Source organism: Pseudophaeobacter profundi (assembly GCF_029697505.1).
GTDB lineage: Bacteria > Pseudomonadota > Alphaproteobacteria > Rhodobacterales > Rhodobacteraceae > Pseudophaeobacter > Pseudophaeobacter profundi.
Map to the genome: position 1 here is coordinate 101,798 of NZ_JARJEF010000005.1, position 19,508 is coordinate 121,305.

Here is a 19,508-nt window from a genome sequence, read left to right on the forward strand (position 1 = left end):
TTTCTGGATACTAATTTGAGTATGACTCTATGACCAACGCCACCCCCGATACCCGCGAAGAAGCAGCGTCAAAGCTCCCCGCCTTGCACGTCCTGATGGTTATGGGGTGGACGTACCTGCCACCCGCTGAAGCCTTGGCTATGCGTGGGTCTGAACGGTCGGTGGTATTGGAGCCTGTGCTGCGGGAGTGGTTGGCCGCGCATCGGTTCGATTTCAAAGGCCAGCAGCATCCGTTGTCGGAGAGTGGTATCAATCAGGTGATCAAGGCGATCACGACCACCAAGCTGAACGAAGGTCTGATCGCGGCGAATGAAGCGATTTACAAACAGTTGACACTTGGCGTCACGGTTGACGAGTTTGTCGGGGGCGACAAGACATCCGTTACAGTCCCGTTGGTTGATTGGGCCAACGTCGATGCGAACCTGTTCCATGTCACCGAAGAACTCAGCGTGGAGCGCCCTGCGGGGATGGGACGGTATCGGCCCGATGTTGTGTGCTACGTGAACGGCCTGCCGCTGGTGGTGATCGAAGCGAAGCGACCCACGTCATCGTCGGCAGAAAAGTCCATGGTTGCCGAAGGTATCAGCCAACACAATCGAAACCAAAAGGTGCAGGGCATCCAGACCCTCTATGCGTATTCGCAGTTGCTGCTGTCGATCTCAGGCACCGATGCCAAATACGGCACGACCGAAACGCCGAAAAAGTTTTGGGGATCGTGGAAAGAGGAAGAAATTTCTGAGGCTCAGATGCAGGATGTGAAATCCACACCCCTGAGCGAGGATCAGAAGGCCTTGCTGTTTGCCGACAAACCGCGCTGGGCTAGGAATGACTTTGAGCGCCTGCACAGCGGCCTTGTGCTGCCCACTGAGCAGGATCGCATGATCATCAGCCTGCTTGGGCCCGACAGGCTGCTCGACTTCACCAGGCGCTTCATTTTCTACGACCGTGGCACCAAAAAGATCGTAGCCCGATACCAGCAGTTCGGTGGTGTCAAAGCGATCCTGTCACAGGTGGCCAAGCAAAAGCCCGATGGTCGTCGCGAAGGCGGCGTGATCTGGCACACCACGGGGTCAGGCAAGTCGAACTTGATGGTATTGCTGACTAAAGCACTGTTGCTCGATCCCAAGCTTGCCAGCAGCCGCATCATCATCGTCACCGACCGCGTTGACCTTGAGAAGCAACTAGCTGCGACGTTCCTGACGGGCGGTGCATTCGGATCGGTCGTTGCGACTAAGAAAGACGGTGAGAAGGCCAAGGTGCAGTCGGGTCGTGATCTGGCAAAGCAGATCGGATCGGGGAACGGTCGGATCATCTTCACGCTGCTACAAAAATTCAATTCAGCCACCCAAATGCCCGAGTGCAAGAATACGTCAGACAAGTTGATCGTGCTGGTTGATGAAGGTCACCGTAGCCAAGGTGGTGAGAACCATGAACGGATGCGGCAGGCTTTGCCAAACGCCGCGTTCATCGCCTTCACTGGCACACCGTTGCTGAAAGAAGACAAGACCCGTAACAAGTTCGGTCCTATCCTTCATGCTTATACCATGCAGGATGCCGTTGAAGACGGTGCGGTCACCCCGTTGGTTTATGAAGAACGCAAGCCCATCGTTGATATCAACGAACGTGCTGTCGATGTTTGGTTCGAACAAAGAACCGAAGGTCTGTCCGAACAACAGCTTTCCGATCTAAAGCAGAAATATGCGACCCGTGGGCAAGTCTACAAAGCTGAGCGTCGTATCGAACTCATCGCACGGGATATAGCCAAACACTTCAAGCAAAACTTCATTGATCAAAGTCCTGGCCTCAAGGCGCAGCTTGCCACCGACAGTAAATTGTCGGCGATCAGATACAAGAGAGCATTGGATGATACTGGTATGGTCACCAGTGCCGTTGTGATATCGGCACCCGATACCCGTGAAGGCCATGATGACACCGATGAGGCCAAGACACCCGAAGTGCAAACATGGTGGAACCAAACCGTCGGCGATGACCCTGATGCGTATGAGAACGATGTCATCGCTGGCTTTGCTACAGACGGTGCGCCTGACATCCTGATCGTCGTGGACAAGCTGCTGACGGGCTTTGATGAGCCGCGCAACGCTGTCCTCTACATCGACAAGCACCTCAAAAGCCATAACCTGCTGCAAGCCATCGCTCGGGTGAACCGTCTGCATGAGGCCAAGCAGTTCGGCTATCTGATCGACTACCGTGGTATCTTGGCCGAACTGGACACATCCATTCAGGATTACCAAGACCTCGCGGCACAGACCCAGAACGGGTATGAGGTTGATGATCTGGTTGGCACGTTCTCCAACGTCTCGACAGAATACAAACGCCTGCCAAGCCTGCATGATGCCCTATGGGCGATCTTTGGGTCCGTTCAAAACAAAGGGGACCGTGAGCAGCTTCGCCGCGTGTTGGTGCCAAGAGTCACAGAGGATGAGGCAGGCCACAGCTTCGATCAGGCTCAGAAGGTGCGCGAAGACTTCTACGACGCGCTTACGGCATTTGGCATGTGCCTGAAGCTGGCCCTGTCATCCCGCACCTTCTTTGAAGATGGTGCATTCGATGAGAAGACGATCCAGCGCTACAAACGCGATCTGCGGTTCTTCACAGAACTGCGTGTGCAGGCCAAGCGCGATGCTGGTGAGACTGTCGATTTTTCGGCATACGAAGACCAGATCAGGCGCATGGTTGATAAGCAGGTCAACGGTATCGAGATCATTGATCCCGAAGGCTTTATACGAGTTGATACGCTTGGACAGGATGATGGCCCCGATGATTGGACGGACGAGAAGACCCGCACCGAAGCCGATGTCATCAAAACCCGTCTTCGCAAAACCATCGAGCAAGACCTGATCGATGATCCCTATGCCCAACGTGTTTTTTCAGAACTGCTGAAAGAAGCGATCCAAGCCGCCGAGGCGATGTTCGATCATCCTGGTAAGCAATACACTATGTTCAAAGACCTTGAAGAAAAGGTTGCTGAGCGCAACACGCCAGGCGTCCCAGATCGTTTCACTGATCAGCCACGTGCTAAAGCCTACTACGGGCTGCTGCTTGATCATTTGGACGGAACGAGTCCAACCGAGGACAAACTTGTCGAGGAAGCACTGTATATCGAGTCTGTGGTAATAGATGCGGTGCAGTCCCATTCGATTAGTCCAGGAAACCTAGAGGCCGCGATCAAGAAGAGCCTGCTGGTGCGGTATTTCAACCTGCTTGGCGGCACCAATGCGGCATACGCGCTGATTGATCAGGTTCTCGCCGTTGTCCGTGCTGGATCAGTGAGAGACTCTCAGTGACCCAGTTTGTGCTGGTATATGGGGATGACCGTATCCCGTATCAGGTGGCCTATGACGACGCCCGAACATCCCGTGTAGCAATCCACGTGAATCCTGATGGCTCTGTGTCTGTCGATGCTCCCAAAGGCTTCAATGACAGCACCATCAAAAGCGCCGTTCAGAAACGTGCCAAGTGGGTGGCCAACCATGTCAAAGATGCCCGAGAACGCTATGCCCATGTCAGGCCCAAGGAATATGTGTCTGGTGAACAAGTCCTGTATCTGGGGCGTCGCTATATGCTCAAGATCATCCCCGTCACGGGCAAGCCAACAGCGGTCCGCCTCATAGGCAACCGACTGGAAGTCCAATCCGCGACTGGGACACCAGAAGACATCAGGGGGCGTGTTCGAGCGTGGTATCGTGTCAAAGGCCGCGACTATCTTGCCCGACGGATCGACAACTTGTCCCAGTCGCTGCCGTGGGTCACTTCTCCACCGCCGTTTCGCTTGCTTGAAATGTCAAGCCAGTGGGGAAGTTGTTCACCAGCGGGCGAAGTCATCCTAAATCCGCATCTGATCAAAGCACCCCGTGCCTGTATCGACTACGTGCTGGTTCATGAGCTTGCTCACCTCAAGCACCACGACCACGGCACCGCCTTCTGGAAGCTGATCGACGCCCACGCTGGAGACTGGCGTAAGGCCAAGCATCATCTGGATGGATTGGTCGAGCTTCTCATAAGCGAATGACGCAAAATGATATGATGAGCCGCCAGCACCTACGTTGGTCTAGCCCGGTGTCGTTCTATAGGAGAAGTGTCCCAATAGTGAGTAGGTTTTGTTCCAATAAGGGCATTTGAAATTTTACAAATGCCCTTATTTTTAAGGGTGTATCACACGCTCATGCAGATGTATTTCATTTCCAGATAGTCTTCGATGCCGTGGTGGCTGCCTTCGCGGCCCAGGCCAGACTGCTTGATGCCGCCAAAGGGGGCAACCTCGGTGGAAATGATGCCGGTATTGACGCCGACAATGCCATACTCCAGCGCCTCAGCGACTTTGTAGACGCGGCTTAGGTCCTTGGCGTAGAAATAGGACGCAAGGCCAAAGATGGTGTCATTGGCCAGTGCGATGACCTCGTCTTCGTCGTCGAATTTGAACAGGGGCGCCAGCGGGCCAAAGGTCTCATCGGTGGCGAAAGCCATGTCGCGGGTGGCGCCGGTGACGATTGTGGGTTCAAAGAAGGTTCCCCCTAGGTCAGACGGGGCACCGCCCAGGATCACCTCTGCGCCCTTGGCCTTGGCATCGGCGATATGCTCTTGCACCTTTACCACCGCCTTGTCGGTGATCAGCGGACCAAAGAGCGTATCTTCCTCGAGGCCATCCCCGAGTTTCATCTTGGCGACGGCCGCTTTCAGTTTCGCTGCAAAGGCATCATAGACGCCGGCCTGTACGTAGATCCGGTTGGCGCAGACGCAGGTTTGCCCATTGTTGCGGAACTTGCACATGATGGCGCCCTCAACCGCGGCGTCGAGATCTGCGTCATCAAAGACGATGAAAGGCGCGTTGCCGCCCAGCTCCATCGAGCATTTTGTAACCGTATCTGCGGCCTGGCGCATCAGGATGCGCCCTACCTGGGTTGATCCGGTAAAGGTAAGCTTGCGCACGGCGTTGTTCTCGCAGAACTCCTTGCCGATTTCCGAAGCATTGGTAGAGGGCACAACGCTGAAGACACCAGCCGGAATGCCGGCGCGATCAGCCAGAACGGCCAGGGCTGTGGCCGACAGCGGCGTCAGTTCGGCCGGGCGGGCGACAAAGGCGCAGCCCGCAGCCAGCGCCGGGCCGGCCTTGCGGGTGATCATTGCATTGGGGAAATTCCACGGGGTGATAGAGGCGGCAACACCAATGGGCTGCTTCAGCACCGTGATGCGTTTGTCACGCTGATGGCCGGGGATGGTCTCGCCGTAGATGCGTTTTGCCTCTTCCGCAAAAAATTCGATGAAAGAAGCGCCATAGGCGATTTCGCCGCGCGCCTCTGCCAGGGGTTTGCCCATTTCTGCCGTCAGGATCACCGCCAGGTCTTCCTGATTCTCCATCATCAGATCGAACCACCTGCGCAGCACGGCGGCGCGTTCCTTGCCGGTCCATTTGGCCCAGTCTTTCTGCGCCGCCTCTGCCTGAGCGATAGCACCGGCAACCTGTGCACGGCTGAGATCGGCCACCTGGGCGATGACATCGCCGCGGGCAGGGTTGATGACGTCAAACTGGCTATCGCCATCAATGAAAGCGCCGCCGACATAGGCGCGGGTTTCCAATAGGGTGGGATCGTTCAAGAGCGATCTCAGCGCGGTGGTTTGTTGCAGCATTGGGGCCTCCTGGAGTGGATATGCAGGCATGGAAAACAGCTGCCTCTTCATATGTCCAGAAAGAACGATAAGTCCAGATTTGATCAAATCCTTATTGAGCCGGTGCCAAGCGCATCTCTCAAGCCATAGAAAGGTCCAGGGTCGGGGATTGAGGAGGCAACCCTGTAGATAGTTTGACAATGGCTGGCAGAGCTTGTCACTTAGAGTGGCAAGCAGGAGAGACAGATGACGATCGATTTAGACGACGCCTATGCCAATGGGGCCTATATTGCCGGCGCAGATAACTATCCTGCGCGCTGGGCTGCCTCGGCAGAGGATTTTCGCAATAGCCTGCATGAGCGGGCGCGCCTTGATCTGCCATACGGTGATGGTGCGCGGCACCGGTTTGATCTTTTCCTGCCTGAAAGTACGCCGAAAGGCGTTTTGGTCTTTGTGCATGGCGGCTATTGGCTGGCCTTTGACAAAAGCACTTGGTCACATCTGGCAGTGGGGGCGCTGGCCCATGGCTGGGCGGTGGCGATGCCGTCATATGATCTGTGCCCCGAGGTGCGGATCGCGGATATTACCCAACAGGTGGCCAGCGCGGTGACCCAGATCGCACAGGAATTGCCAGAGGTGCCGATCTCGCTGGCAGGCCATTCTGCGGGCGGCCATCTGGTGGCGCGCATGTTGGACCCGGAGGTGCTGTCGCCTGTCGTGGCAAATCGGTTGAAGATTGTGGTGCCGATCTCGCCCCTGGCGGATCTTGTGCCGCTGCTGCGCACCACAATGAACAAAAAATTTCAGATGGATGGCCCTGCAGCCAAGGCCGAAAGCCCGGTTGAAATGCAAGAGCGATATCGTGTCGATGTCACCGTCTGGGTCGGCGCCGAGGAACGCCCGGCCTTTCTGGATCAGGCGCAGTGGCTGGCGGATGCTTGGCAGGCAGATCATGTGATTGCCTTTGGCAAGCATCACTTCAACGTGATCGACCCGCTGGCAGATCCGGCCAGTGACCTGGTGCGCCTGCTTACAGATTAGTCTGCCATCCGTGATCCTGGCTTGCTGGACCGGCCACCGCGAGGCGAGCCTGTACCCGCGCAGGAATAGCGGACCGGAGGGCGGATAGGGGCGGGCGCCGAAATCACTTGCCTCTGGCGCGTTTCAGGGGCATTTTGCAGCTAGACCGGGCGATGGCGTCGCCACATGGCAGTCTTTCGGGCGATATGCAGCACAGGCGCTGCCAGGCCCAATTGCAGTCAGCCATGGGTCTTTCTCAACATTCCGTCCTGTACGCCAGGACCTTTCTGTCAAAAGGAAGGATCCAGCATGACTGCACGTCCTGACATGTACCGCTTTCACAATGGTGAAAAAGCACCGTTGCAATTTGCCACCTCTGAATATGAGGCCCGAATTGCCGGGTTGCGCAAGATTATGGAGCAGACCGGCGCAACAGCCGCTGTCTTCACATCGATGCATAATATCTCGTATTATTCGGGGTTTACCTATTGTGCCTTTGGCCGCCCCTATGGGTTGGTCGTTACTGCGACCGAAGCGGTGACCATTTCCGCCGGCATTGATGCAGGCCAGCCCTGGCGGCGCTCTTTTTGCGACAACATCACCTATACCGACTGGCAGCGCGACAATTTCTGGCGGGCCATCAGATCGGTGACGGGCGAAGGCGCCGTGGTGGGCTATGAAAGCGACCATCTGACACTGCTGCAAAAGACCAAGCTGGAGGCGTTTCTTAGCCCTGCCCGTCTGGTGGATCTTTATGCGCCGACCATGGTGCAGCGCATGGGCAAATCCGAGGCGGAGCTGGAGATGATCCGCGCCGGGGCTGCGGTGGCTGATGTGGGCGGCTTTGCCATCCGCGAGGCGATCAAAGAAGGCGCGCGCGAAATCGACGTGGCCATGGCCGGGCGTGATGCCATGGAGCTGGAAATTGCCAAGCGGTTTCCAGACGCTGAATACCGTGACAGCTGGGTCTGGTTTCAATCGGGGATCAACACAGACGGGGCGCATAACCCGGTGACGGCGCGCCGCTTGCAGCGCGGCGATATCCTGTCGCTGAATACATTTCCGATGATTTCCGGCTATTATACGGCGCTTGAACGCACGCTGTTCCTGGGCGAGGTGGACCCTGAAAGCCTGAAAATCTGGGAGGCCAATGTGGCGGCGCATGAATACGGTATATCGCTGTTGCAGCCCGGTGCCAGCTGCGCCGATATCACCCATAAGATCAACGCCTTCTTTGAAGAGCGCGACCTGCTGCAATATCGCACCTTTGGCTATGGCCACTCCTTTGGGGTCTTGTCGCACTACTATGGCCGCGAAGCCGGGCTGGAGCTGCGCGAGGATATCGATACGGTTCTGGAGCCGGGGATGGTGATCTCGATGGAGCCGATGTTGACCCTTGCTGAAGGACAGCCCGGTGCCGGGGGCTACCGGGAGCATGATATCCTGATCATTCATTCGGATGGCAATGAGAATATCACCAAGTACCCCTATGGGCCTGCGTTCAACGTTGTAGGCTAGGGGCAGGGCCCTAAGCGCCAGCGTTGCCAGGCGGGCAGAGCCGAAGGCTCCCGCCCAGGTTTGATCCCTGCCGGGATCAAACCTCGTTGGGCCCGGCACCGCGCCAGTGCGCGGTGCTGTCGGTGGTGGTTGCGGGCGGTGAATCTGGCCGCAGGCGATTGCGCGACCTGCCGCTTTGCGCCGCTTGCTCCTGGAGGCAGGGCTTCCCCCTTGCTTTCAAGGCCAAACCACTTATGAGTAGCAGCCACCCCCTCTCTTGCAAAAGGGGGCTCTGTTGTGATGCTGTGCTGTAGAGCCGCCCCTGTCTGCAGGGGAAATGCGCGTCAACAGATGACACCTGCTTCAGAAAAGTGACCAAGCTGCACCATGGATGACCCCCACGACCGAAGATTGACCGAGTTCGCACTGATTCAGCTGTTGCCGAACATCATGACCGTGGGGGCGATATGCGCCGGGCTATCGGCCATTCGCTTTGGCGTGCAGGGCAACTATGTGCTGGCGGTACAGCTGATCCTGGCGGCGGCGATCCTGGATGGGTTGGACGGGCGGCTTGCCCGCGCCCTGGGCAGTGACAGCAAAATGGGGGCCGAGCTGGATTCACTGGCGGATTTTCTCAACTTTGGGGTTGCGGCGCCGCTGGTGATTTACTTCTGGGCGCTGCAGGACATGAGCAATGCCGGCTGGATTTCGGTGCTGGTGTTTTCGGTCTGCTGCGTGGTGCGCTTGGCGCGATTCAACGTGGCCACCAAATCGGAAAAGGTGAGCGAGGTTTCCAGCGGCTACTTTGTCGGTATTCCCTCACCTGCGGGGGCACTGCTGGCGATGCTGCCAATGTTTGTCTCTTTTGCCTTTGATACCGGGGGCGGGTTTCCCAAGTTGCTGATCTGCTTTCACATGGTTGTCATCGGATTGCTTATGATTAGCCGTATTCCGACCTGGTCGCCCAAGATGGTTCGCATATCGCGCGAAAACGTGAAGTATTTTTTGGTGGCCTGTGCCTTTGCAGGTGCCGCAGTTCTGACCTACGCTTGGACCACATTGGTTGTGCTCTGCCTGAGCTATATCGTTCTGGTGATGTGGGGGTTAATTAAAAAAACGCCGGTATAAACCCGGTACCTTGGGAGAATTCTAATTTGGATATCAAATCTGTTGAAACCTCTTATGCCCGTTGGGCACCGGTCTACGACAAGACATTTGGCGCCGTGACAAGCGCAGGCCGTCGTCGTACCGTCGAATTTATCAACAGCCATGGCGGATCGGTGCTGGAGGTGGGCGTCGGCACTGGCCTGTCGCTGCCCGACTATGGGCCAGGTGTTGCCGTTACCGGCATTGATTTTAGCGAAGATATGTTGGCCAAGGCCCGCCGCCGGGTGGCGGAAAAGGGGCTGAACAATGTAATAGCCCTACGCCAGATGGATGCGCGGCAGCTGGATTTCCCGGACAATAGTTTTGACACGGTTGCCGCGATGCATGTGCTCTCGGTGGTGCCAGAGCCAGAGCGGGTCATGGCAGAGATTGAACGGGTGCTGCGCCCCGGTGGCAAGGTGGTGATCTCGAACCATTTCAAAAGTACGCAAGGCGTGCTGGCATCGATCGAGAAGTTTTCGGCCCCCTTTGCCAATGTGCTGGGCTGGCATTCCGATTTTGCGATTGAACGGGTGCTGCAGGAAGAGCGCCTACAGGTCGAGACCCAGCAAGCCCTGCCACCTTTTGGCATGATGACCTTTCTGGTTCTATCGAAACGGCACCGGAACTAGACCCGCCACTGCCGAGGGTGGTGTGCCAGAAGCTAGGCAGCAGAGGGGCCCGGTTATCAATTGCTAGATGCGCTAGCCACGGCAGAGGAGAAGCCGACGCATGTTTGCCTTTTTACGCCTGCTGGTAGTGCTACTGATATGTCTGACCCCAATCTACTGGGGCCTGTTGTTTTACGCACGGTCGCGATGCCGGGCGCGGCTGTCGCAGCGTTGGCAAGAGAAGGGGTTGACCACAAGTCGGCAGGCCTTCATCCAGCGGGGGTTGAAACGCTATGATCGCTCTTTCCGGCGCAGGCTGGTCTTATTGGTCTATATTCTGCCGCTGGGCGCGATTGCGCTGGTGATCTACCTGGTTAACTTTAGCTGAGAGGCATGTCTGATGGCCTATATCAAATGGGGTGTCCTGATCACGATCTGGTCCGCTTTTGCGGGGTTCTTGCACTATACCCTGCCGCAATATGATGTGGTGCGGATCGTCAATACATACGAAGAACGTCAGGAGTTGGACAATTGGAAGAAGATCTTCTGGTCCACCCCAGATAGCCAAACGCAGGCTGCTGTGACGCGGGATGTTCAGTTCATTCAGGCCTTTCGTGCCAATGGCGATGCCATTGTCTATCGCAACGAGGACACTGGCTGGCACTGGCCACCCTATTTCAAGTTCGATACCGCCAATCTGTATTCCGAGGCCAATGACGCGATCTCTACCAAGGATAATCCTGAATGGGTTTCGGTGCTACACTACGGCTGGCGCAGCGTTTTCCTGTCGACCTTTCCCAATGCGATCTCGATCAAGCCAGTCACTGGCCCCGAGGATAAGCCATTCAATTGGATCAGCACAGTCATCCTGGTGCTATTGGCAGCGCTGTTCTGGGCGATCTATGTGCGCTGGCGCAGATTTCGCCGTAGCCGGATTGACCCGATGTTGGAGGATGTCGAAGACGGGTTTTATGCTGCAGGGGATGCGCTGTCCGAACGGCGCAGCCGTCTGCGGCGGTGGTTTTCCAGCTGGCGCAATTAGCCTGTTGGCGGCCCTGACCGGGAATGAGCGTTTGCCGCATTCCTTTGCAGCCACGAGACGGGCTTTGCCTATTTGATTCCGTCTGTCCTAGACACTGAAATCCGACACCCACCTTTGCGCGACCTGTTTTAGTCGGAAAACAGGTGCGGGCTATTGGCCAGGGTCTGTGCTGTTTCAATCGGCAGGCCGAAGACCTCGGCCAATTGGCTGGCGTTGATCTCGGCACTGTCTGACTGGCGTATCAGGTGGTAATTGGCGAAACCGGCGTCGCGCAGGCGGTCGGCTTCGTAGAGGATGTCATTGCGAATGGTCGGCAGCAGCCGCTTCAGCGCCTGTTGTGGCGTGTGTTCCCCCGCAAGGCCAACCCGGTGCGCATGGCCAATCAGATAGTCATCGGAAAAGTCGCATTCGATCTGCAGCGTGCGGGTGGTAGAGCGATCACTGTTGAAGTCATTCATCAGATCCAGCGCGGTCGGATCCAAGCAAATGACCAGCTGGTTGGTTTCAAAATACTCAAACAGCATCCGCATCAAGGCGCGCCGATGCCGTGTGCGCTTGCTCAGAGAGGCCTGAATGCCACCCAGATCCGGCAGCGGTGTTGCCTCTTCGTGGAACAGATAGTCAATGGCGGCAATATCGGTGTGTTGCCGCAGCTGGGCGATCAGCCGTTTGGCGACGTGCCATTTTTTGCAGACCACGATGATCAGCTCGCGCTCGCGCCCGAGAGAGCTTTCTTTTTCCCAAAACCGGGTGGCAAAGCGGCGCCCAATACGGCCGCGCTGCACCAGGAATTTATAGAGATTGCGTCCCTCGTTTGAGACTTGGAAATCAACGCCTTGGGCCGCATAGAGCCGCCCAAGGCGCAGTTTCAGCTCTTTGGCGTCTGGGCTGATTTTACGGGCAAACAGAAAATCCTGGCTCAGCAGCAGATCGTAGTGATCATTGTAGAAATTCACCGGCATGCCGTAATCAGTAAACATCAGAAATGTCAGTGTACGGCTGTCGATTTCAGTATTGGGAACCAGATGTCGTACCAGAGTCTGGAAAAAGGTCTCATCCGGGATCCAGGTGCGCTGGAAAAAGCGCACCACGTCTTTTCGCCGCTTCACAAAGTCAAAGATGGCTTCAACCGTGCGCCGCCTTAGACACCACCACTGGCTGCCAATCTGCACCTGAATGTCAGCCGGTATTTGTCGCTGTAGCCCCAGCTTCTGTTGCAGGGTGAGGCTGGCGTAGAACAGGGCCTTGTGTTTGCGTTCGTTCAGAAAATGGCGATAAATCAGCCGCTCTTCCTTCAGGCCGGTTTTGATCCAGTCGCTTTCGAAGAAATCAAAGCTCTCGACAAAGTCGCAGTCCTGTTGATCCAGAAAGCCATGGGCGTATTCTGCTGTTTTGATCGCCATGCAGTCGCCGGACAGCATGTAGAAATGGGTGGCGCGCGGAAAGCTATCGAGGGCGCTGTACAGGGCGTTCAGGGTGGCTTGCACCAGCGACCATTCTCCCCAGCCGCATTTGACGCGGGTCTTGGCAAAACAGACGTTCGGGTTGCCTGACAGGGCCTTGCGAATGCTTGCATAGTCTTCTGCACTGGCGCTGCGGTCAAAATGGATGGACATGTAGTCGCCCACCGCGGTGAGCTGCTCTGCCTGCAGGATGATCGCCTCTGGATCCTTATGGCAGAGCAAAATATACGCAATTCTTGCCATTTTGGAGACGATGCATCCTGAAGTGAGTTGATTGTTCCCTTGATAAAGGGGCAAGGCCATTGAATAAACCAGATTATTTTAATTTTATCTGTAGATATTGAGTGTACAGGTTCCGCTGCACAAAAGGAGGAAGGCGATATGGGATACCCAGGTACCTGGATGACCGAGTCCGAGAGCGTCATTTATCGCGTGGTGCCGAAATGCGCCTGTTCGACCATTGGCCAGATCCTCTACTATTCTGACCATGGCGCTTTTTTTGACGGTGACATCCATGATGCGCAGAGTGGACTGCACAAATGGGCGCTAGAGCACAGCAAGGATCCGATCAGCCGCAAGGTGCGGGACAATAGCAGCTATGCTTTTACCTGCGTGCGCAACCCCTATACCCGAGTGCTCAGCTCGTTTTTTGACAAGATCTGCGGCATTCAGCGCAACGGTAAACGCTATCGCGGCAATCTGGTGCCAAAGTTGACCTATGAATATGGCATCGAGGTTGGCGGCGCGGACGGCAAGCAAGAATTCGACCAGATCAAGAGCTTCCGGCGGTTTTTGCTCTTTGTGCGTGACAGTATCCGGTTTCGCCGCCCGATGGACCCGGATATCCACTGGTCCGCGATGTCGGGCCATGTCTCGACCTATGTCGGTAATGGTGGGCGCTACAACAAGATCTTCTGGACCGAGGATTTCAACAGCGGCATGCAGGATGTGCTGGACGCGATTGAAACGCCGCATAGGGTTGATCTGGCAAATATTCCCCGCTTCAACGAAAGCGAAGGCCATGGACCCAAGCGGGCGCACCCGGTTGCAGACTATTTTGACGATCTATCGATGCACCTGATCTATGAGATCTATAAACGCGACTTTGATCTGTTCCGATATGATTTTGAGAATCCGGGCAACAAGATGCCCATTGGCGAAATTGACCTCGACGAGATCCACGCCAAGCTTGCGGAATAGCAGGCGTAAAACAGGCGGCAAACAGGGAGGGGGCGCTCCCGCCCGTCCGGCGGGCCTTGAAAAGGCCCTTGTCCCGTTGGGCCCGGCGCCACGCCAAGGCGTGGCGCGGTTGCGCCAGATGGTAGGGTGTCTCTTTGAACTTGCGAAAACGTCCGGGTCAAGGGCGGCAAAGCCGCCGCGCGATAGCGCGGTTTACCCTTGAGGCGGTCGTTTTATCTAATACTTGATAGGGCGCGTTTGGGGCATACCTGCCCCTAAACCGCTTCTCAGCAGATCTTTTTATTATTGCTCCTGGCGGGCAGGCTGGGGCGGGGTATTTTTTCCAGTTTGGGTGGCGGCAGGCCCCGCGCCGGGCTTTGCCCGGAGCGGGGCCCAAGCTCGCGGAGGGTTTTGCCATCAGGCAAAAGCCGACAGAGAGGGCGGGAGCGCTACGTTGCAGCAGCTACACTTGGCTGCAAAGCCCCCCCCAATATTCAAGATATAGAAGGGGGGGGGCGAATTTGCGGTGCGGTTAGCCGTCGTAGTCTTCCGGTAGTTCGCGCACCGCGCCTTTGGCGGCTGATGTGGCCAGCATGCCATAGGCTTTCAGCGCCTTGGAGACCTTGCGCTTGCGTGGTTTGGCGGGCTTCCAGCCGACCGCATCCTGTGCAGCGCGCCGGGCGGCCAGAACCTCGTCCGAGACCGCCAGATGGATTGTGCGGTTGGGAATGTCGATCTCGATCTTGTCGCCCATTTCAACCAGCCCGATCGCGCCGCCTTCGGCCGCTTCAGGGGAGGCGTGACCAATGGAGAGGCCAGAGGTCCCGCCGGAAAACCGTCCATCGGTCAGCAAGGCGCAGTCTTTGCCCAGACCTTTGGATTTCAGGTAGGAAGTCGGATAGAGCATTTCCTGCATCCCCGGACCACCGCGCGGGCCTTCATAGCGGATCACCACCACGTCGCCCGCCTTGACCTTGCCGGTCAGAATATCGCTGACAGCCTGATCCTGGCTTTCGCAGACATAGGCAGACCCGGTGAATTTGAGGATCGAGGCATCCACACCGGCGGTTTTGACGATACAGCCATCCAGCGCGATATTACCAAACAGAACCGCAAGACCACCATCCTGGCTAAAGGCGTGTTCCTTGCTGCGGATCACGCCGCCTTCACGGTCGATATCCACCTCTTTATAGCGGTTTTCGGTGGAAAACGCCTGGGTGGTGCGCACACCGCCGGGGGCGGCTTTGAACAATTGCTCGGCCTCGGGGTTATTGGCGACCTTGATGTCCCATTTGGCAATCGCTTCGCCCATAGAGGCGGAATGCACTGTGCTGCAATCATTGTGCAACAGGCCTGCGCGGGACAGTTCGCCAAGGATTGAAAAGATGCCGCCGGCCCGGTGTACGTCTTCCATGTGGACGTTTTCGATATTGGGCGCCACCTTGCACAGACAGGGGACATTGCGGCTCAGCCTGTCGATGTCATCCATGGTGAATTTGACTTCGCCCTCATGGGCAATCGCCAGCAGGTGCAGCACCGTATTGGTAGACCCGCCCATGGCGATATCCAGGCTCATGGCGTTTTCAAAGGCCTCAAAGCGGGCGATTTCCCGTGGCAACAGGCCTGGTTCATTGCCCTCGTAGTGGCGTTTGGTTATCTCGACGATCTTGCGGCCGGCCTCCAGGAACAGATGCTTGCGGTCCGCGTGGGTCGCCAGGGTAGAGCCATTGCCAGGCAGCGCCAGGCCCAGGGCTTCGGCCAGGCAGTTCATCGAATTGGCGGTGAACATGCCAGAGCAGGACCCGCAGGTTGGGCAGGCGTTTTCTTCGATATGCTGGACCTGTTCATCCGTCATGGTTTCGCTGGCGGCGGCAACCATGGCATCGACCAGGTCGATCTTTTTCATGTCGAGATCGGCTATGTCGATCTTGCCGGCCTCCATCGGGCCGCCAGAAACAAAGATCACCGGGATGTTCAGGCGCATGGCGGCCATCATCATCCCCGGGGTGATCTTGTCGCAGTTGGAAATGCAAACCATGGCATCGGCACAGTGGGCGTTGACCATATATTCCACCGAATCCGCGATCACCTCGCGTGAGGGCAGCGAATAGAGCATGCCATCATGCCCCATGGCGATGCCGTCATCCACCGCGATGGTGTTGAATTCCTTGGCGACACCGCCGGCCGATTCGACTTCGCGGGCGACCATCTGGCCCAGATCCTTCAGGTGCACGTGGCCGGGCACAAACTGGGTGAAAGAATTGACGATAGCGATGATTGGCTTGCCAAAATCATCGTCTTGCATGCCGGTGGCACGCCACAATCCGCGGGCGCCGGCCATATTGCGGCCATGGGTAGAGGTTCTGGATCGGTACATTGGCATCTGGCTGTTTCCCTTGTCTTTGCCCTCAGACACACGATTTGCGCAACAAACGCAATATCTGCGGACGTGTTTTGGTTCTATTAACCCGGCGCGGGGGCGTCGGGGGTGTTTTGGTCGGCCGTTTGCGCAGGCGGCGGCGTTTGGCTAGGGCGGGTTCTGTCTTAGCCAGTTGGCGGGGCCGGGAGGTGGGGCTGTGTGGCGGTCTGAGCGGTTGGCTGTGCAGTTAGTGGTGCCTGCACCGGGCGGCGATGCAAAAGGCTGTTTACTAGTAGCCCAAACAGCAGCGCCCAAAAGGCGGCGCCAATGCCCCAAAAGCTGATGCCAGAGACTGCGGTCATAAAGGTGATCAGCGCGGCCTCGCGTCCATCTGCACCCTGCAGGGCCTGCGACAGACTGTTGCCGATGGTCGATAGCAGGGCGAGCCCGGCAACCCCGGCGATCAGGGCCTTGGGCGCAATCAGGAACAGGCTGATCACTGTTGCGCCGCCCAGGCCCACCAGACAGTAGAACACACCTGCACTGGCACTGGCCAGATAGCGGGTCCGTGGATCGTCGTCCGCCTCGGGGCCGGCACATATGGCGGCGGTGATGGCGGCAAAGTTGAAGGCAAAGCCGCCAAAAGGTGCCAGGATTAGTGTGGCGATTCCGGTCACGGTCAGGCCGGCTGACACCGGCGGAGTATAGCCGGCCGCGCGCAGGGTGACGACGCCAGGCATGTTCTGCGAGCACATCGTCACGATATAAAGCGGCAGCCCAACCCCAAGCATCACCGGCAGAGAGAAACTGGGTGGTACCGCTTCGGGCATGTGCAGGCTGGTGTCCAGCTGGGCGAGATCGCCAAAACTACCGGCAGCGGCAGCCCAAAGCGCACCAACCAGCAAGACCCCAAGCATGGTGTAGCGGGCAAACCACAGCCGACCGGCCAGAAAGGCGAGCCCCATGCTGGCCACCAGGGCGGTATCCTTATTGAGCGCGAGAAAGGCCGAGAGCCCAAAATTGAACAGAATTCCCGCCAAAAGCGCATTGGCGATGCTGTCCGGGATCAGCCGCGCCAGGCGTTCGAACCAGCCACTGATGCCTGTAAGAGTCAGCAACAGCCCGCAGAACAGAAAGGCACCAACCGCCTGGCTGATGGAGACATCCTTGAGCCCGATCGCCAGCAGTGCCGCACCGGGGGTGGACCATGCGGTCAGTACGGGCATGCGAAACCACAGTGACAGGATCAGGCTGGTCAGTCCCATGCCCAGCCCCAGCGCCATCAGCCAGCTGTTTGCCTGCGCCTGACTGGCGCCGAGGCTTTCAATCGCTTGAAAGATGATGGCAACGGAACTGGTGTACCCCACCAGAACCGCAATCGCGCCGGCCGCCAGATGCGATAGCTTGAGCTGTGAGAGCATTGGGGGGTTTCCTTCCGGGATGCGCGCGGTAGAGTGGTGTGCGTTATAGCGCACGATGTATTTTGCCCAAGATAGGCCTTGTGCGCTATAACGCACAAGAGAAATTTTCAGCCGCGGTCTCTGCGGCGCGATGGAGCACGCAACATGACCGAGGATGCTATTGCGATTAACCTGCGCCAGATCCGCAGGCGGGCAGGGATAAGCCTGTCCAAAGCGGCAGAGACAACCGGGGTCAGCAAGGCAATGCTCGGCCAGATCGAGCGCGGCGAATCCAGCCCGACCATCGCCACCCTGTGGAAAATCGCCAAGGGCTTTCACCTGCCGCTTTCTGCTCTGATTGCCCCGATGCCAGAGCCGCAGAAGGTACGCAGTGCCGGGTTTCAAACGGTGCAGTTTCCCGGCAGCATCGCGGTGAAGATCGTCTTTCCCTTTGAGCCCAGCCTCGGCGCAGAAACCTTTCAGATCAGCCTGACGGCCGGGCAAAGCCATGCCTCGCAGCCACATGAGGCGGGCGTCACAGAAGAGGTTTTTGTCCTGCAGGGTGAGATGGAGGTCCTGCGGGATGGTCAATGGGTTGCCCTGCAACAGGGAGAGGGGCTGCGCTTTCAGGCGGATCAGCCGCATGGCTATCGCGGTGGCGCATCAGGCGCGGTTTTCCTGAATATGCACCACTATCCCCACCATGTGGGCGGGTTTGCCCCCCCGACAACAGCGTAACGGCGCCAGAACGCGGGCGATGGCGGCGAGAGTCATCTTGCACCTGCCCGCGCCTGCGCTTACATCTGCCCATCATGGCCCAGACGAAATCAGACCCGAACTATAAAGTGATTGCCGAAAACCGCCGCGCGCGGTTTGACTACGCCATCGAGGATGACGTGGAATGTGGCATCGTGCTTGAAGGCTCGGAAGTGAAGGCGTTGCGTGAAGGCGGCACCAATATCGCCGAAAGCTATGCGACGGTCGAAGATGGCGAGCTGTGGCTGGTGAATTCCTACGTGCCGCCCTATTCTCAGGCCAAGATGTTCAAACATGTTGAACGTCGCCGCCGCAAGCTGCTGGTTTCGCGCAAGCAGTTGTCCGATATGTGGAACGCGACCCAGCGCAAGGGCATGACCCTGGTGCCCATCGTGATGTATTTCAATCATAAGGGCCGCGCCAAGCTCAAGATCGGCATCGCCAAGGGCAAGAAGGCGCATGACAAGCGCGCCTCTGAGGCAAAGCGTGATTGGTCACGCCAGAAAAGCCGCCTGCTGAAGGATCACGGCTAATTCCCGACCAGCGCGTTGCCGCGACCTCTGGGGCGCTGAACAGATATCCCGTTTCCGAAACTTCGAAGATTGAATGCTGTCTCTGGCCGCCCGGACGCGGGGGGATTGGGCCGTGCTGTGGCCTGGAATATCGCGCTGCGTGAAAAGGGCTTGTGTATTCCGAGTGTTTTTGTCAGATAAGACGCGGCCCAGTCAGATTGATCCTGCGTGATCCCGCCCGGCCTGTCTCGTTTTGCCAAAATGTGCCACCCGTCCAGAGGATCCTGTCATGACACGCCCCCAGAGCATTGCCGCCGCACCGCAATCACCAAAACAGCCGGACCAGCCTGCAGGACCGAACGACAGGCTGCCGCTGGTCTTTTGCGATCTGGATGATTTTGAACAGGGGCTGCTACCCGTTATGCGCCATTTCATGATCAGCCTGGCTGAACCTGAGCGCCAGACCTGGCAGTTCGCCTATCAGATTGCCGCGCAGCGCTGGGGAGAGACCCTGGGCCTGCCTGTGGCGCAGGCGCTGCTGGCGCTGGTGCAGCAGACCAGGCAGGCGCGCCATCACCGCTTTGAATGCCTTGATCCGCTGGATCTTGAAGACCGCAGCCATATAAGCCGGGATGAGCAGGCCTTGTTGCAGATGCTGCATCACATGCGCCGGGACGAAACCCCCCGAGCCCGCGCAGCGCTGGCCAATTTGACTGGTGGCACCATGGACCCGAATGTCATCCGCGCGGGCCTGTCCTTTGCCGCCCGCTTCCCGGCCGGGAACATGGCTGCAAAAGACAGGCCCAGCCGTCCCAGCCTGCGGCTGGTGCGTTAGGGGCGGGGGATCGAAGATTTGTCGCGATAGATTGTTGCGTTCCCGCCCGGCCTCTCTTGCGAC

At 57.6% G+C, this 19,508-nt stretch carries 16 protein-coding genes; 12 read left to right on the forward strand and 4 right to left on the reverse strand.

Annotated features, from left to right (window positions below):
• The first annotated feature begins 29 nt into the window (after window positions 1-29).
• A complete protein-coding gene (locus P2081_RS10245; RefSeq protein ID WP_278922771.1) occupies window positions 30-3,305 on the forward strand; it encodes a type I restriction endonuclease subunit R in 3,276 nt (1,091 codons plus the stop codon).
• Window positions 3,302-4,030: a M48 family metallopeptidase gene (locus P2081_RS10250; RefSeq protein ID WP_278922772.1), complete on the forward strand. Its 729-nt coding sequence runs from the start codon at window positions 3,302-3,304 to the stop codon at window positions 4,028-4,030. Before P2081_RS10245 ends, P2081_RS10250 begins: the two co-directional genes overlap by 4 nt.
• Window positions 4,031-4,173: 143 nt before the next feature.
• On the opposite strand, the gene P2081_RS10255 is transcribed toward P2081_RS10250, so the two are convergent.
• Complete coding sequence (locus P2081_RS10255) at window positions 4,174-5,646, reverse strand: NAD-dependent succinate-semialdehyde dehydrogenase (RefSeq protein WP_278922773.1); 1,473 nt, start codon at window positions 5,644-5,646, stop codon at window positions 4,174-4,176.
• 231 nt (window positions 5,647-5,877) lie between these two features.
• On the opposite strand from P2081_RS10255, the gene P2081_RS10260 reads away from it, so the two are divergent.
• The 6 genes from P2081_RS10260 (at window position 5,878) to P2081_RS10285 (ending at window position 10,941) form a co-directional block, all read left to right on the forward strand.
• Window positions 5,878-6,666: an alpha/beta hydrolase gene (locus P2081_RS10260; protein ID WP_278922904.1), complete on the forward strand. Its 789-nt coding sequence runs from the start codon at window positions 5,878-5,880 to the stop codon at window positions 6,664-6,666.
• 288 nt (window positions 6,667-6,954) lie between these two features.
• A complete protein-coding gene (locus P2081_RS10265) occupies window positions 6,955-8,163 on the forward strand; it encodes an aminopeptidase P family protein (protein ID WP_278922774.1) in 1,209 nt (402 codons plus the stop codon).
• Window positions 8,164-8,529: 366 nt separating this feature from the next.
• Window positions 8,530-9,270: a CDP-diacylglycerol--serine O-phosphatidyltransferase gene (gene pssA / locus P2081_RS10270; RefSeq protein WP_278922775.1), complete on the forward strand. Its 741-nt coding sequence runs from the start codon at window positions 8,530-8,532 to the stop codon at window positions 9,268-9,270.
• A gap of 26 nt (window positions 9,271-9,296) precedes the next feature.
• The gene (locus tag P2081_RS10275; protein ID WP_278922776.1) at window positions 9,297-9,920 is read left to right on the forward strand and encodes a class I SAM-dependent methyltransferase; all 624 of its coding nucleotides are present in this window, start codon (window positions 9,297-9,299) and stop codon (window positions 9,918-9,920) included.
• Window positions 9,921-10,020: 100 nt separating this feature from the next.
• Window positions 10,021-10,287, forward strand: coding sequence for a hypothetical protein (locus P2081_RS10280; RefSeq protein WP_278922777.1), 267 nt, complete (start codon window positions 10,021-10,023; stop codon window positions 10,285-10,287).
• 12 nt (window positions 10,288-10,299) lie between these two features.
• Window positions 10,300-10,941 (forward strand): DUF1523 family protein, encoded by a 642-nt coding sequence (locus P2081_RS10285; RefSeq protein WP_278922778.1) that lies wholly within the window; start codon window positions 10,300-10,302, stop codon window positions 10,939-10,941.
• A 128-nt stretch (window positions 10,942-11,069) separates the two neighbouring features.
• Here P2081_RS10285 and P2081_RS10290 read toward each other — a convergent pair whose 3' ends face one another.
• Window positions 11,070-12,647, reverse strand: coding sequence for a DUF5928 domain-containing protein (locus P2081_RS10290; RefSeq protein ID WP_278922779.1), 1,578 nt, complete (start codon window positions 12,645-12,647; stop codon window positions 11,070-11,072).
• 138 nt (window positions 12,648-12,785) lie between these two features.
• Here P2081_RS10290 and P2081_RS10295 point away from each other — a divergent pair, with 138 nt between their 5' ends.
• Window positions 12,786-13,604, forward strand: coding sequence for a sulfotransferase family protein (locus P2081_RS10295; protein ID WP_278922780.1), 819 nt, complete (start codon window positions 12,786-12,788; stop codon window positions 13,602-13,604).
• 511 nt (window positions 13,605-14,115) lie between these two features.
• On the opposite strand, the gene ilvD is transcribed toward P2081_RS10295, so the two are convergent.
• Both ilvD and P2081_RS10305 read right to left on the reverse strand, forming a co-directional pair.
• Window positions 14,116-15,966, reverse strand: coding sequence for a dihydroxy-acid dehydratase (ilvD, locus tag P2081_RS10300; protein WP_278922781.1), 1,851 nt, complete (start codon window positions 15,964-15,966; stop codon window positions 14,116-14,118).
• Window positions 15,967-16,127: 161 nt separating this feature from the next.
• Window positions 16,128-17,363: a benzoate/H(+) symporter BenE family transporter gene (locus P2081_RS10305; protein WP_278922782.1), complete on the reverse strand. Its 1,236-nt coding sequence runs from the start codon at window positions 17,361-17,363 to the stop codon at window positions 16,128-16,130.
• A gap of 144 nt (window positions 17,364-17,507) precedes the next feature.
• Here P2081_RS10305 and P2081_RS10310 point away from each other — a divergent pair, with 144 nt between their 5' ends.
• The 3 genes from P2081_RS10310 to P2081_RS10320 all read left to right on the forward strand — a co-directional run bounded on the left by P2081_RS10310 (window position 17,508) and on the right by P2081_RS10320 (window position 19,445).
• Window positions 17,508-18,080: a helix-turn-helix domain-containing protein gene (locus P2081_RS10310; RefSeq protein ID WP_278922783.1), complete on the forward strand. Its 573-nt coding sequence runs from the start codon at window positions 17,508-17,510 to the stop codon at window positions 18,078-18,080.
• Between the two features lie 74 nt (window positions 18,081-18,154).
• Window positions 18,155-18,631: an SsrA-binding protein SmpB gene (smpB, locus tag P2081_RS10315; RefSeq protein WP_278922784.1), complete on the forward strand. Its 477-nt coding sequence runs from the start codon at window positions 18,155-18,157 to the stop codon at window positions 18,629-18,631.
• Between the two features lie 268 nt (window positions 18,632-18,899).
• Window positions 18,900-19,445, forward strand: coding sequence for a hypothetical protein (locus P2081_RS10320; RefSeq protein ID WP_278922785.1), 546 nt, complete (start codon window positions 18,900-18,902; stop codon window positions 19,443-19,445).
• Window positions 19,446-19,508: the final 63 nt, after the last annotated feature.